The 14,407-nt window shown below is 72.2% G+C and carries 13 protein-coding genes; 9 read left to right on the forward strand and 4 right to left on the reverse strand.

Going from position 1 to position 14,407, the window contains the following annotated elements:
- The first annotated feature begins 71 nt into the window (after positions 1–71).
- A complete protein-coding gene (locus A6A25_RS14435) occupies positions 72–257 on the forward strand; it encodes a sigma factor-like helix-turn-helix DNA-binding protein (RefSeq protein ID WP_083668326.1) in 186 nt (61 codons plus the stop codon).
- 256 nt (positions 258–513) lie between these two features.
- The gene (locus A6A25_RS14440) at positions 514–2,379 is read left to right on the forward strand and encodes a helix-turn-helix transcriptional regulator (protein ID WP_073889551.1); all 1,866 of its coding nucleotides are present in this window, start codon (positions 514–516) and stop codon (positions 2,377–2,379) included.
- Position 2,380: 1 nt separating this feature from the next.
- Here A6A25_RS14440 and A6A25_RS14445 read toward each other — a convergent pair whose 3' ends face one another.
- Positions 2,381–3,862 (reverse strand): S8 family peptidase, encoded by a 1,482-nt coding sequence (locus A6A25_RS14445; protein ID WP_073889554.1) that lies wholly within the window; start codon positions 3,860–3,862, stop codon positions 2,381–2,383.
- A gap of 261 nt (positions 3,863–4,123) precedes the next feature.
- On the opposite strand from A6A25_RS14445, the gene A6A25_RS14450 reads away from it, so the two are divergent.
- From A6A25_RS14450 to proB, 6 genes are all read left to right on the forward strand, one after another.
- Positions 4,124–4,867 (forward strand): TIGR03936 family radical SAM-associated protein, encoded by a 744-nt coding sequence (locus A6A25_RS14450; protein ID WP_073889557.1) that lies wholly within the window; start codon positions 4,124–4,126, stop codon positions 4,865–4,867.
- Between the two features lie 192 nt (positions 4,868–5,059).
- Positions 5,060–8,038 (forward strand): translation initiation factor IF-2 N-terminal domain-containing protein, encoded by a 2,979-nt coding sequence (locus A6A25_RS14455; RefSeq protein ID WP_073889560.1) that lies wholly within the window; start codon positions 5,060–5,062, stop codon positions 8,036–8,038.
- A gap of 264 nt (positions 8,039–8,302) precedes the next feature.
- Positions 8,303–8,617, forward strand: coding sequence for a 50S ribosomal protein L21 (gene rplU / locus A6A25_RS14460; RefSeq protein WP_053722830.1), 315 nt, complete (start codon positions 8,303–8,305; stop codon positions 8,615–8,617).
- A gap of 14 nt (positions 8,618–8,631) precedes the next feature.
- Entirely contained in the window at positions 8,632–8,895 is a 264-nt protein-coding gene (gene rpmA / locus A6A25_RS14465; RefSeq protein ID WP_073889563.1) for a 50S ribosomal protein L27, read from the forward strand.
- A 96-nt stretch (positions 8,896–8,991) separates the two neighbouring features.
- The gene (obgE, locus tag A6A25_RS14470; RefSeq protein WP_073889570.1) at positions 8,992–10,464 is read left to right on the forward strand and encodes a GTPase ObgE; all 1,473 of its coding nucleotides are present in this window, start codon (positions 8,992–8,994) and stop codon (positions 10,462–10,464) included.
- Complete coding sequence (proB, locus tag A6A25_RS14475; protein ID WP_083668327.1) at positions 10,461–11,591, forward strand: glutamate 5-kinase; 1,131 nt, start codon at positions 10,461–10,463, stop codon at positions 11,589–11,591. The genes obgE and proB overlap by 4 nt, the downstream gene beginning before the upstream one ends.
- A 3-nt stretch (positions 11,592–11,594) precedes the next feature.
- On the opposite strand, the gene A6A25_RS14480 is transcribed toward proB, so the two are convergent.
- The gene (locus A6A25_RS14480; RefSeq protein WP_073890081.1) at positions 11,595–11,981 is read right to left on the reverse strand and encodes a hypothetical protein; all 387 of its coding nucleotides are present in this window, start codon (positions 11,979–11,981) and stop codon (positions 11,595–11,597) included.
- 72 nt (positions 11,982–12,053) lie between these two features.
- On the opposite strand from A6A25_RS14480, the gene A6A25_RS14485 reads away from it, so the two are divergent.
- Positions 12,054–12,500: a MarR family winged helix-turn-helix transcriptional regulator gene (locus tag A6A25_RS14485; RefSeq protein WP_073889573.1), complete on the forward strand. Its 447-nt coding sequence runs from the start codon at positions 12,054–12,056 to the stop codon at positions 12,498–12,500.
- A gap of 4 nt (positions 12,501–12,504) precedes the next feature.
- On the opposite strand, the gene A6A25_RS14490 is transcribed toward A6A25_RS14485, so the two are convergent.
- Together A6A25_RS14490 and A6A25_RS14495 are read right to left on the reverse strand one after the other, a co-directional pair.
- Positions 12,505–13,782, reverse strand: coding sequence for an MFS transporter (locus A6A25_RS14490; protein ID WP_073889575.1), 1,278 nt, complete (start codon positions 13,780–13,782; stop codon positions 12,505–12,507).
- A 61-nt stretch (positions 13,783–13,843) separates the two neighbouring features.
- The gene (locus A6A25_RS14495; RefSeq protein WP_073889577.1) at positions 13,844–14,389 is read right to left on the reverse strand and encodes a GNAT family N-acetyltransferase; all 546 of its coding nucleotides are present in this window, start codon (positions 14,387–14,389) and stop codon (positions 13,844–13,846) included.
- Positions 14,390–14,407: the final 18 nt, after the last annotated feature.

A 14,407-nucleotide genomic window follows, 5' to 3' on the forward strand; every position in this document is an offset into this window, starting at 1 on the left:
GGCACGCACCTGCGGCGCCTGGTCGGCGTCGGGGTTGCGGGCGTAGCGCAGCCGAGCAGCGGCTGTCCCTGATGGCGATCAACGACGTGATCGGCAGGCTCGGCGAGGAGCACCGCGCCGCGATCTGCGAGACCTACGTGCGCGGTCGCACGGTGCGTGAGGCGGCGGCGGTGCTCGGCATTCCGGAGGGCACCGTGAAGTCGCGGGTCTACACCGCGATGAAAATCCTCCGCCGCGCGGTGCGGGAGTGGCACTGAGAAAGGCTTTCGCCGATCGACCGGAAGAAATAGGCGATCGATCGCGTGCCTGTTGTTCGCGGGCCGGTCGAATCGGCTCGCGAAAGTCGGACCTCGATTCTCGCCGAACTCCGGCGTGGTGTCTCTACGGTGGGTACCGAAGAAAATTCCGCGATCCCGCGCGTGATCCTTCGGTACCGAAGGTGCTCGACAGGTGTCCTACCGTGGTGGTTCCGATCCACCGCACGGCCGCGCCGCAGCAGATCGGAGCTTCCCGGTGACCGCATCGAGTCCGCCACTACCCGGTCGGGACCGCGAACCGCGCGCCGCTCGCGCGCTGCTGCACGGCGTGCTCGCCGGCCGGACGACGACCCTCCTGGTCACCGGGGAGATCGGGATCGGCAAGTCGGCCCTGCTGACCGCGATCGCCGACGACGCCCGCGCCCTCGGCTTCCGGGTGGCGACCGCGATCGGTGCGCGGCTGGAGAGCGACCTGCGCGGCGGCGTGATCACCAGGCTGGCCGAGGGCCTGCGCGACGGCGCGGCCGACTCGCTGGACCGGTTCCACCGCGTGGTCCGGGACGCACTGGGGCGGGGACCGCTGCTGCTGGCCGTGGACGACGTGGAGCTGTCGGACAGCTGGTCCCTGCGCTGCCTGGCCTACGCGCTGCGCCGGGTCGCCGACCAGCCGCTGGCCGTGGTGCTGACCGCCACCACCGGCCAGGCACCGGTCGGCGAGGTGACGTTGCCCGAACTCCTCGGCGCGCACCACGAGCACGTCGAGCTGACCGGCTTGGACGTGGACGCGGTGGCCGCCTTGGTGGGGGATGTGTCTGCGGCGGCCTGCCGCGAGGTGACCAGGGGCAACCCGAAGCTGCTCCGGGCGTTGGCCGATCAGCTGCGCCCTGGCGTCACCGCGGCCGAGGTGCACGCGCTCGGGTCGGCGGAGATCGGTGCCGCGCTGCGCGCGCGGCTGCGCCGTCACGAGGGCGCGGCGGAGGTGGTGCGTGCCGCGGCCGTGCTGGGGGAGGACGCGACGGTGGACCGGCTCGCCGCGATGACGGACGTCGAGCCACGGCGCGCGCTGCGGCTCATCGACGGCTTGGTGCGGCTGCATGTGTTCCGCGACGACTACCCCCTCGGCTTCGCCTACCACCTGCGCAAGGGCACGGTCGTGTCGATGGCGCACGGCATGGACTTCCTCGCTCGCGGCGACCTGGTGCGCGCCAAGACCTTCCTCAAGTGGCAGCTGCGGCTGTTCGACGAACTCGGTGCGGTCGCGGTGTGCCCCATGGCGATCCTGTGCGCGGCCCGGCTGGCGGAGGTGCTGGTCGACCTCGGCCGGTTCGACGAGGCGCGGGACCTGCTGGCGCGGCACGGTTTCGCCGACGAGCTGCCCGAGCTGTTCCAGCACAACGTGACGCTGTTCGCGCGGGGCAAGCTCAAGCTCGCCACCGACGACCACGCCGACGCCCTGGCGGACCTGCTCGAGTGCGGGCGCAGGCTCACCGCGTCCACAATAGACAGTCCGGCGATCCTGCCGTGGCGGTCACTGGCGGTGCGGGCGCACCTCGCGCTGGGACGTCGGGACGCCGCCGCCCACCTGGCCGCCGAGGACCTCGCCCGCGCCAAGCGCTGGGGCACGCCGAGGGCCATGGGCACCGCGCTGGTCTCCGTCGGCCTCACCACCGACGACGAAGCCGCGACCCGCGCGTTGCTCAAGGCGGTGGAGTACCTGACCGGGTCGGTGGCCCGCCTGCTGCACGCCGAGGCGTTGCTGGAACTGGGCGCCCGGCTGCGCCGCCGCGGTCACGCCGAACGCGCCATCCCGCACCTGCGGCAGGCCGTCGAGCTCAGCGCCCGCTGCGAGTCCAAGCCGCTGATCCGCCGTGCCGCCGAGGAACTGCGCGCGTGCGAGCCGGCCACCGCGCACGGCACGGTGCACGGGTTGACCAAGCAGGAGGCCCGGGTCGCCGGCATGGCCGCGCAGGGCCTGACCAACCGGCAGATCACCGAAGCCCTGTTCCTCACCCGCCGCACGGTCGAGCTGCACCTGTCCGGCGCCTACCGCAAGCTCGGCATCGCCGGCCGCGCCGACCTCGCGGGCGCGTTGCGCCGCCACCAGGACCAGTGCTCGGCCTGACCTACTCCTGGACCGCGGCCAGCGCGTCGACCAGGCCGTGGCCGTAGAAGCCGTTGTACTCCGAGTGGCCCGTGCAGAACGCGTCCTGCGCGCCCGTGCCGTTGAGGTCGTAGTCCGCCGGGCACGGCAGCGTCTCCGCCTGCGAGTTGAGCATCTTCGACAGGTCGAACGCGCTGGCCTCGGGGTGCGTGGACGCCAGCAGCGCCGCCACCCCCGACACGTGCGGCGCGGCCATCGACGTGCCGCACGAGTAGTCGTACCCGGCCGAGGGCACGGTCGACAGCACGCAGCCGCTGCGCCCGTCGTCCGGCGCCTGCCTGCGGTCACCGCCCGGCGCGGCCACGTCCACCGCGCCCAGCCCGTACGAGCTGTACCCGGCTTTCACCTTGTCCGCGCCCACCGACGACACCGCCACCACGTTGCGCAGCTGCGCCGGCAGCACCAGGCACGTGTTGTCCACCGGCCGCGGCTTGACGTCCTCCGGCGCGGCGTTGGTCGGGCTCAGCGCGTCCCGGCCGGGCTTGGTCAGGTCGGCCGCCGTGTTGCCCGCCGCCGCCACCGCCAGCACACCGCGCCCGGACGCGTGCTCGACCGCCCGCCGCACCGCCTCGTACACCACGGACTGGCCCTGCTCGTCCTGGCAGGTGAACACCCACGGGTCGATGAAGTAGCTGTTGTTGGTGATGGTCATGCCCCGTTCGGCGGCCCACATGAACCCGCACACCGCGTACTCGGGGTAGATGAACCCGGCGTCGTCCACGACCTTCACCGACGCGATCCGCACGCCCGGCGCCACGCCCGTGGTGCCGAGGCCGTCGTCGGCCGCCGCGATCGTGCCCGCCACGTGCGTGCCGTGCCCGGACGTCGTCGGTGCCCACGCGGCGGGAGACGGGTCGGCCACGCCGGTCGTGCAGCCGGCCGACAGCGCCGGGTCCAGCGCGCCGACCAGGTCCGGGTGCGCCGGGTCGATGCCCGAGTCGAGCACGCCCACCACCACGTCCCGGCTGCCCTTGCTCACCGCGTGCGCCTCGGCCGCCCGGATCAGGTCCATGTCCCACTGCTCGGCCGTGCGGTCCACCGCGCCGGCCGAAGCGCGCGCCCCGGCCGTCTCGTCGTCCTTCTTCTTCTGCCGGGCAGGTGCGCCGTTGCGCTTCGACAGGCCGTCGGCCTGGGCGCTGTACGCCCGGTGCGCGCCGATGTGCCGCCCGAACCGGGGATCCGGCGACACGGCAACGGCCACCGCGATCTGCGGGTAGTAGTGGGCGGTGGTGCCGCACGCGGCGGCGATCTGCGCCTCGGCCAGCGGCACGCTCGTACCCGGGTCGAACACGACCAGGTAGCGCAGCGTCGGACCGGGTTGGACGCAGTTCACCGCGGGTACCGGCTCCTCGGGTTCGGCCGCTGACGCGGTCACCGAGAAGCAGCCGGTCGCGAGCAGGGCCGCGCTGACCGCGGCCGCTTGGACGCGGCGGTGCAGAGGCACGGGGGACCTCCAGGGCTGGACCGGTGACGGGGGAGCCGTCGGTCCGACGTCGGGGCGAACCGTCGATCGGACTGCTGCTGCCGGACCGTAGCCAGCCGGGGCGGAGCAGACAAGCGCAACGGTGCCGAACAGGTCCAAGGTACCGTCCTCGTGGAGTAGGAGCGTGGACCGTTGGGGTGCGAAACCCCGTCGCGGCCCACCCGGCACCCAAGGGGAGTAGCTCTGAGCCGCCAGCAGCAGCCCAACCCGTCGGCCGCACCTGTGCAGAAGCTTCGACTGCGCTACGCCAAACGCGGTCGGCTGCGGTTCACGTCACACCGTGACATCGCGCGCACGTTCGAGCGCGCGCTGCGGCGGGCAGGCGTCCCCATGGCCTATTCCCAGGGCTTCAGCCCTCACCCGAAGGTGTCATGGGTCGGCGCGGCGCCCACCGGCGTGGCGAGCGAGGCCGAGTACGTCGAGGTGTCCGTCGTCGACCGGGTCGACCCGGACGCGCTGCGGACCGCCTTGGACGCCGTGCTGCCGCCCGGGCTCGACGTGCTGGAGGTCGTCCAGTCGGCCGGCGGCACGCTGCCCGAGCGGATCGAGGCCAGCGCGTGGCGGGTGGAGCTGCCCGGCGTGTCGCCCGAAGAGCTGACCGAAGCCGTGACGGCGTTGATGGCTTCGGGGTCCGTGCAGGTCGAGAGGCTGACCAAGGACGGCAAGAAGATCGTGGACGTGCGGCCGGCGATCGTATCGGCCGAGGTGGAGGCGTCGGCGGGCGTGCATTCGAGCGACGCCGGACACGATGCACGAGATTTGTCACAGCCGTGTGGGATACTCATGACGGTCGTACGGCAGACAACCCCTACCGTGAGGCCCGACGACGTGCTGAGTGCGCTCCGAGTCGTCGCCGACCTGGTTCCGCCGGTCCCCGCGAAGGCGACCCGGATGGCGCAGGGGCGGCTGGACGATGAAGGCGGCCTGGTCGACCCGCTTGCCCTGGACAGGGCGGCGGAGGTCTGACCGGGCGGTGATCGGTGCGGCGCTGACGGCGTCGTCGACAGAGTTATAGGACCTGCTGTGCCGCGTGCCCCCACGGGTGGGCGCCACAGCGCGAGGCAAGGATTCCCGCCGCCAGCCGCGGCGGTGAGTGGACAAGAGAGGCCCCTGCGCGGCCGCGTCGGTTGGGACGCGCCCGGGGGCGGAGGAGCTGCATTGTCGAACACGGAAAAGCCTGCCGGCGCCGCCGGCGGGGGTAACGCCACACCCGCACACCCGGACCTGGCGGATCTGCCCGCCAAGCTGCGGGTGCACGCGCTGGCCAAGCTGCTCGGCGCGAGCAGCAAGGACGTGGTGGCCGCCCTCGCCGACCTGGGTGAGCCGGTCAAGGGCGTTCAGTCGAGCGTGAGCCGCGATCTCGCGCTCAAGGTCGCCGAGAGCCTGCTGGGCTGGGACGACATCGTCACCGGCGAGGTGGACGAGCAGACCGAGGAACCGGTGGTGGTGGCCCGCGAGGTCGCGCCGCTGGTGCCGCTGTTCGCGCCACCGTCCGCGGTGTTCCTGCCGCCGACCCCGGTGGCCAAGCCCCCGGCGGTCAAGGAAGTCCCGGTGGGCCGGGACGACGACCTCGACGACACCGAGGACGAGGCCGACGAGCACGCAGCCGCCGACGACGCCGGCGACGAGGGCGAAGGCCGCCGCCGCCGCCGTCGTGGCCGGCGTGGCCGCGGCCGCGGCAAGGGCGTCGAGGACAACGGCGACGACGAGCAGGGCGAGGAGCAGGCCGAAGCCGCCGAGGTTGAGGCCGAGACCCCCGAGGAGGCGTCGGCCGATGAGGAGGGCTCGGGCAGCCGCCGCCGTCGGCGTCGCCGTCGCCGCAAGACCGGCGCCGACGAAGAGGCCGCCGCGCCGAGCGAGGACGACCCGCCGAACACGGTCGTCCACGTCCGTGAACCCGCCCGCGACGCCCGTGACGACAAGGCCGACTCCGAGGCCGCGCAGAGCGAGGTGCGCAGCGTCCGCGGGTCCACCCGGCTGGAGGCCAAGCGCCAGCGCCGCCGTGACGGCCGCGAGGCCGGTCGCCGCCGTGCCCCGGTGCTGTCCGAGGCCGAGTTCCTGGCCCGCCGCGAGGCCGTGGAGCGCACGATGGTGGTGCGCGAGCGCGGCGACCGCACGCAGATCGGCGTGCTGGAGGACGGCGTCCTGGTGGAGCACTTCGTGACCTCGTCGGGCAGCGGTTCGCTGGTCGGCAACGTCTACCTCGGCCGGGTGCAGAACGTGCTGCCCTCGATGGAGGCGGCGTTCATCGACATCGGCCGCGGCCGCAACGCGGTGCTGTACGCGGGCGAGGTCGACTGGGACGCGGCCGGCCTGGAGGGCAAGGCCCGCAAGATCGAGCAGGCCCTGTCGACCGGTGACAGCGTGCTCGTGCAGGTCACCAAGGACCCGGTCGGCCACAAGGGTGCCCGGCTGACCACGCAGATCAGCCTGCCGGGTCGCTTCCTGGTGTACGTGCCCGGTGGCGGCGCCACCGGCATCAGCCGCAAGCTGCCCGACAACGAGCGCAAGCGCCTCAAGGACATCCTCAAGCGCGTCGTCCCCGAGGACGCGGGCGTCATCATCCGCACCGCCTCGGAGGGCATCGCCGAGGAGGAGCTGGCCCGCGACGTGACCCGCCTGCAGGCGCAGTGGCAGGTCATCAAGGACAAGGCCGACACGCCCAAGGCCCAGGCGCCGCAGCTGCTGTACGAAGAGCCGGACCTGCTGGTCAAGGTCGTGCGCGACCTGTTCACCGAGGACTTCGCCGCGCTCGTCGTCCAAGGCTCGGACGCGTGGGAGACCATCGACGGCTACGTCCGGCACGTCGCGCCGGACCTGCAGGAACGGCTGCGCAAGCACGTCGGCAACAGCGACGCGTTCACCGAGTACCGCATCGACGAGCAGCTGCTCAAGGCGCTGGACCGCAAGGTCTGGCTGCCGTCGGGCGGCTACCTGGTCATCGACCGCACCGAGGCGATGACGGTCATCGACGTCAACACCGGCAAGTTCACCGGATCGGGTGGAAACCTCGAAGAGACGGTGACCCGGAACAACCTGGAGGCGGCCGAGGAGATCGTCCGCCAGCTCAGGTTGCGCGACATCGGCGGCATCATCGTGATCGACTTCATCGACATGGTGCTGGAGTCGAACCGCGACCTGGTGCTGCGCCGGCTGACCGAGTGCCTCGGCCGCGACCGCACCCGCCACCAGGTGGCGGAGGTGACGTCGCTGGGCCTGGTGCAGATGACGCGCAAGCGCGTCGGCACCGGTCTGCTGGAGGCGTTCTCGACGACGTGCGAGCACTGCCGCGGGCGTGGCCTGGTCGTGACGACCGAGATGCACGCGCACGGCAACGGCAACGGCGGTGGTCAGTCCCAGCAGCAGCAACAGCAGCAGGGTGGTGGCCGCAAGTCGCGCCGCGCCAAGCACGCGGACGTCCCGGAGCCGGTGGCCGAGCAGACCGTGGAGCCGACCGAGGAGCCCGAGGCGGTCGCCGAGCAGCCGACGTCGGACGAGCCCGTGGCCGCCGTGGTGGAGGAGGAGGCCGCGCCGGAGACCCCGAAGCGCGACCGCCGCCAACGCCGCCGCGCCCGTCGGGAAGCCGGTGCCGTGATCAAGCACGGTGACGAGGAGTCCGTGCCGTCGGCGGAGCCCACCGAGCAGCTCGCGCCGGAGCAGTCCGTGGTGGAGCCGCCGGTATCCGAGCTGCCGGTGGTCGAACAGCCGGCGCCGGAGCAGCCCGCGCCGGAGGAGCCCGAGGTCGAGCAACCCGCCGCCCGGCAGCCGGCTCCTGAGCCGTCGGTCGCCGAGCAGGCCGCTCACGCGCCAGCCGACCCCGTCGCGGCCGAGCAGGCTGCCGAGGAGCCCGTCGAGGCCCCGTCGGCGCCCGTCGCCGAGCCGGTCAAGACGGGGCGGATCCGCCGGCGGGTGACCAAGCCCGCCATGGTCCCCGAGCCCGTCACCCCGCCCGTGGAGGTGGCCCCGGTCGAGGTCCCGCCCGTCACCCGGACGAGCGCCCCGGTCCAGGTCGCCGAGCAGCCGATCAACGGCCACGTCGAGCCGAGCACACCCGCGGTGACCACGCGTCGCCGCACGGCCCGTCGTGCCGCCTCCCGCCCCGCCGGCCCGCCGCTGGACGGGGTCAAGGAGAGCTGAGCCACCACCACACCGTCGAACCGCTGTCCGGCACCGCTGGGCAGCGGTTCGGCGGTGTCCGGGCCCTCGTCCCGGAACGGGGCGGTGACCAGCGCGAACCCGGTTCACGGACCCCGGTTTGACCACGCCGTCCACCGCCACGTAACCTGATACGCGGCCCGCCGTCCGGTGGGCCCTGTCGCGTGAAGCCCAGCGTGCTCGTCAGCAGTGCGGCCGAGGCGCGCGCGATCCCGTCCCGTCGAGTAGCAGGAGACTTCCGTCCCGATGTACGCGATCGTCAAGACCGGCGGCAAGCAGTACAAGGTGGCTGTCGGCGACGTCATCGAGGTCGAGAAGCTCGAAGGCGAGCCGGACACCGAGATCACCTTCGCGGCGCCGCTCCTCGTTGTGGACGGCGATGACGTCACCTCCGCGGCGGACGCCCTGGCGAAGTTCTCGGTGACCGGCAAGGTCGTCGAGCAGACCAAGGGCCCCAAGATCCGCATCCACAAGTTCAAGAACAAGACCGGCTACCACAAGCGCCAGGGTCACCGCCAGAAGTTGACCCGCGTCGAGGTCACCGGCATCACCGGTAAGTGAGGATCTGACTAGCCATGGCACACAAGAAGGGTGCATCCAGCTCCCGCAACGGCCGTGACTCGAACCCCCAGTACCTCGGGGTCAAGCGGTTCGGCGGTCAGGTCGTCAAGGCCGGCGAGATCCTGATCCGCCAGCGCGGCACCAAGTTCCACCCCGGCGTCAACGTCGGCCGCGGCAAGGACGACACGCTGTTCGCGTTGGCGCCCGGTGCGGTCGAGTTCGGCACCAAGCGCGGTCGCAAGACCGTGAACATCGTCCCGGTCGAGGCTGCTGCCTAAGCAGTTCCGAGCGAGACGGATCGACCTCAAGACGAGGGGCGGGACCGGTGCATTCCGGCTCCCGCCCCTCGTTGCTTCTGCTAGAGAGGAATCCCCGTGTCCCGCTTTGTCGACCGGGTCGTCATCCACGTCGCCGCAGGTGACGGGGGCAACGGGGTCGCGTCCGTGCACCGCGAGAAGTTCAAGCCGCTCGGCGGCCCGGACGGCGGGAACGGCGGCAAGGGCGGCGACGTCGTGCTGGTCGTCGACTCGCAGGTGCACACGCTCCTGGACTTCCACTTCCGCCCCAACGCCAGCGCCGGCAACGGCAAGGGCGGCCAGGGCGGCAACCGCGACGGCGCGAACGGCGCGGACCTCGAACTGCGCGTGCCCGACGGCACGGTCGTGATGACGCCCGAGGGCGAGGTCGTCGCGGACCTCGTCGGCGAGGGCACCCGGCTCATCGCCGCCCAGGGCGGCCGTGGGGGCCTCGGCAACGCCTCGCTCGCGTCCAAGGCCCGCAAGGCGCCCGGCTTCGCCCTGCTGGGTGAACCGGGGGAGCAGCACGACCTCGTGCTGGAGCTGAAGTCCGTTGCCGACGTCGGCCTGCTGGGCTTCCCGTCGGCGGGCAAGTCGTCGCTGATCTCGGTGCTGTCCGCGGCCAAGCCGAAGATCGCCGACTACCCGTTCACCACACTGGTGCCGAACCTGGGCGTGATCACCGGCGGCGAGACGATCTTCACCATGGCGGACGTGCCCGGCCTGATCCCCGGCGCGTCCGAGGGCAAGGGCCTCGGCCTGGACTTCCTGCGGCACATCGAGCGCTGCGCGGTGCTGGTGCACGTCGTGGACTGCGCGACCTACGAGCCGGACCGCGACCCGCTGTCGGACATCGACGCGCTGGAGGAGGAGCTGGCGAAGTACACCCCCTCCCTGGCCGACGACCTGGCCGAACGGCCGCGCGTCGTGGTCTTGAACAAGATCGACGTTCCGGAGGCGCGCGAGCTGGCCGAGCTGGTGCGCCCGGACATCGAGGCCCGTGGCCTGCCGGTGTTCGAGGTCTCCACGGCCAGCCGCGAGGGTCTGCGTGAGCTGACGTTCGCGTTGGCGCGCGTGGTCGAGGAGTACCGGGCGTCGCGGCCGAAGCAGGAGTCGACCCGGATCGTGCTGCGGCCCAGGGCCATCGACGACCAGGGCTTCACCGTGGTGGAGGACCCGGAGACCGAGGGCGGCTTCATCGTGCGCGGCGAGCGGCCCGAGCGGTGGATCCGGCAGACCGACTTCAGCAACGACGAGGCCGTCGGCTACCTGGCCGACCGGCTCGCGCGCCTGGGCGTCGAGGAGGCGCTGGTCAAGAAGGGTGCCGAGCCGGGTTGCCAGGTCACCATCGGGAACCTGGTGTTCGACTGGGAGCCGACCACGCCGTCGGGTATCGCGATGACCATGAGCGGTCGCGGCACGGACGCGCGGCTGGAGGCGAGCAACCGGGTCGGCGCGGCCGAGCGGTTGGCGGCGAAGAAGGCCCGCCGCCTGCCCGGTGTGTACGACGAGGACGGCGACGACGAGTTCGAAGAGGACGACGAAGAGTGATCGGTTCGGTGGCGGCGTCGCCGGCCAGGCAGGCTGTGGCCGCGGCGTCCCGGGTCGTGGTGAAGGTCGGGTCGTCGTCGTTGACCACCGCCGAGGGCGGGCTGGACCGGTCCCGGCTGGACGCGTTGGTGGACGCGGTCGCGGCCCGGTGCGCGGCGGGCAGCCAGGTGGTGCTGGTGTCGTCGGGTGCGATCGCGGCCGGTCTGGCGCCGCTGGGCGTGTCGCGGCGGCCCCGTGACCTGGCCACGCAGCAGGCGGCGGCGAGCGTCGGGCAGTTGGCGTTGGCGCACGCGTACGCGAACTCGTTCGGCCGGTTCTCGCTGACCGTCGGGCAGGTGCTGCTGACCGCGGACGACGTCGTGCGGCGGTCGCACTACCGCAACGCGCAGCGCACGTTCTCCCGGCTGCTGGCGCTCGGCGCGGTGCCGGTGGTGAACGAGAACGACACGGTGGCCACCGAGGAGATCCGGTTCGGCGACAACGACCGGTTGGCCGCCCTGGTGGCGCACCTGGTCGGCGCGGACGCGTTGTTCCTGCTCTCCGACGTCGACGCGCTCTACGACGGCGATCCGCGCCTGCCGGGCGCGCAGCGCGTCACCGAGGTGGCCGGTGCGTCCGATGTGGACGGCGTGCGGGCCGGTTCGGTCGGCGCGTCGGGGCTGGGCACCGGTGGCATGGCGTCGAAGCTCACGGCGGCCCGGTTGGCGGCGTCGGCGGGCATCCCCGTGCTGCTGGCGGGTGCGGCGGACGCGGCAAGGGCGTTGAGCACGGCGGACGTCGGCACGGCGTTCGCGGTGACCGGCCCGAGGCTGTCCGCGCGCCGCTTTTGGCTCGGGCACGCGGCCGACGCGACCGGCAGGCTCGTGCTGGACGACGGCGCGGTCGCCGCGGTGGTCGGCCGTCGGCGTTCGCTGCTGGCGGCGGGCATCACCGGGGTCGAGGGCGCATTCGAGGCCGGTGACGTGGTCGAGCTGGTCAACCTGTCCGGTCACGTGGTGGCCCGTGGCGTGGTCGGTTTCGACGCCGCCGAGCTGCCCGCGCTGATCGGCCGCAAGACCGGTGACCTCCCGGCCGAGCAGCGACGGGAGGTCGTGCACGCCGACGACCTGGTGCCGTTGCGCGCCTGAGCTTCAGGACCGGTTGCGCAGCCACCGGCCCGCCGTGCGCCAGATGAGGTGCGGGTCGACGTCCTCGGTGTGCCACGTGGTGGCGCGGGTCGTGCCGAGATCCCGGTACTTCCGCATGATCGCGACGTGCGCGGGCAGGCCGACGAAGCCCCGCAGGCCCGTGCGGTCCCGCCACACCGAGACCGAGCCCATGCGCTTGTGCAGCGGTTCGGCCCACAGCCACAGGCCCACCGCGCCGGTCAACCGCGGCCACTCGCGGCTCAGCGCGATGCCCGCCCGGTAGGCGCCGGGCGTGTGCCGGAGGCCTGCGAGGGTGAACTCGGTAACGCTGACCAGCACCTCTCCGGCGAAGTCCGCTTCCGGGCCGGTGATCCACTTGCTCCTGCGCACGTCCACTCCTCAAGTCGTCTCGATTCAAGATAGTTGTAAACCAAGACGATCTGTAGTGGATATCATCACGGCATGGTCGAGGAGGAACGGCAGGACCTCGCCGCGCTGCTGCACCGGCTGACCAAGGCCCTCGTCGCCGCGGAGCTGCCGCTGCTGGAGCGGCACGGGCTGGGCATGTGGGCCTACGTGGTGCTCACCGAGCTGTCCCACGGCCCCGCGCCGACCCAGTTGGCGCTGGCCAGGGCGGTCGACGTGGACAAGACCAAGATGGTCGGCATCATCGACGGCCTGGAAGCCGAAGGGCTGGTTTCCCGGCGACCCGACCCGGACGACCGGCGGGCAAGGATCATCGAGCCGACCGCGGAGGGGCGCAAGCGGTTGCGCGCCGCCCGCGCCGAGATCCGGCGCATGGAGGACGACTTCCTGGCCGGGCTGCCACCCGCCCGGCGCGCCACGCTGCTGACCGACCTGCACGACCTCGGCGGCGAGCCGGCGGCGCGGCTGACCGCCAGGTCGTGAGCCGCTACCGGAGGGTCTGGCCCTTCGTCTCGGGCATCGTGAGGATCACGACGAACGCGATGGCCGCGCCCGCCGCGACGTAGAAGAAGAACGTGCTGCCCGGCAGCCACTGGATCACCAGCGGCGCCGTGCCGCCGAACAGCGCCACGGTCAGGTTGTACCAGGAGCCGATGCCCAGGGCCCGCAGCTCCGTCGGGAACAGCTCGCTCATCACGGCGGGCGCGATCGACGTCATGGCCGTGTAGAGCCCGAGGCCGACGCAGAACACCACGAGCAGGTTGCCCACACTCGGCCCGATCAGCGTGGACAGCGGCACCACCAGCGCCGCCGTCGCGGCCGACCAGGCCAGCAGTTGCGGCTTGCGGCCGAACCGGTCCGACAGCGCGCCCATCGGGTACTGCAGGACGATGAACAGGCAGGTCGCGATGGACAGGGCGAGGAACACGTCCCCGTCGTCCGCGCCACGCTTGGTTATTGCGAACGGCGTCAGCGCGCTGAAGAACGTGTAGTAGCACAGCGTCGACAGCATGGTGAAGCCCACGAGCCGCCCGACCGCCTTGGGGTGCTCGCGCAGGGTCGTCAGCAGCGGTCGCTTGAGCTGCTGCGCCTTGACCTTGTTGTGCTCGAACTGCTCGGTCTCCTCCAGGCTGCGCCGCAGCCACAGGCCCACCAGCCCCAGCACACCGCCCACCAGGAACGGGATGCGCCAGCCGTACGACGCCAAGTCGGCCTTGTCGAGCGTGCGGGCCAGCACGTACCCGAGCAGCGACGCGGCCAGCACCGCGGCGCCGGTGGAGATGTAGAAGAACGCCGAGTACCGCCCCCTCCGGTGCGGCGGCGCGATCTCCGCCAGGTACGCCGAGGCGTTGGAGACCTCACCGCCCAGCGACAGGCCCTGCGCGACGCGGGCCAGCAGCAGCAGGACCGGCGCCAGCCAGCCGACCTGGGCATAGGTCGGCAGCAGGCCGATGGCCACCGAACCGCCCGCCATCAGGATGATGGTCAGCAACATCGCCGTCCGCCGCCCGCGCAGGTCGGCGAATCGCCCGAGCAGGTACCCGCCCAGCGGCCGGAAGAAGAACGCGATCGCGTACGCCGCGAGCGTGTTGATCAGCGCGAGCCGCGGGTTGTCCTTAGGGAAAACCTGGGTGGCGAAGTAGATCGAGAACGTCGCGTAGATGGTCCAGTCGTACCACTCGATGGCGTTCCCGATGCTCGCCGCGACGAGCTTGCGGATGGGCAGGCGGTGCTTGGTCTCGGTCTCCGTCTCCGAAGCAGCCATGGGTTGGACACAACCACAAAGCAGCCGAAGTCGGTAGATCCTTCACCGAACCCCGTCGTGCTCAGCCCCGCGAGTCGTCCGCCGCGCGCCACTCGCCGGCCAGCAGCCCGAACAGCAGGTCGTCCGTCCACTCTCCTTTCAGCCACGTGCTCGACACCCGGTGCCCCTCCTGCCGGAACCCGAGCCTGGTCAGCAGCCTCGCCGACCGGACGTTGCGGGCGTCGCACTCGGCGGACACCCGGTGCAGGCCACGCACCTCGAACAAGTACGCCAACACCCGCCGCACGGCTTCCGCCGCGTACCCGCGCCCCTGGTGGGCGGTCGCCAGCGTGTACCCGATCTCGGCCTGCATCCGGTTCTCGTGCAGCCCGACCCCGACGTCGCCGACGAGCACCCCGCCCGCCTCGACCGCGAACTGGTACCAGCCCGGTGCGGTCGGGTCGGCCGCGGCGACGTCCCGCACGAACTCCTCGGCCTGCGCCAAGGAGAACGGTGCCTCCCAACCCTGGTACCTGGCCACGTCCGGATCCGACCGGTACTCGGCCAGCGTCGGTGCGTCGGCCGCGGTGAAAGGCCGCAGCACCAACCGTTCCGTCGTCAGTCTCACCCCGTCGCTCCCACCCCT

Origin of the sequence: Saccharothrix sp. CB00851 (assembly GCF_001905065.1) — a bacterium.
Classification (GTDB): Bacteria; Actinomycetota; Actinomycetes; order Mycobacteriales; family Pseudonocardiaceae; genus Actinosynnema.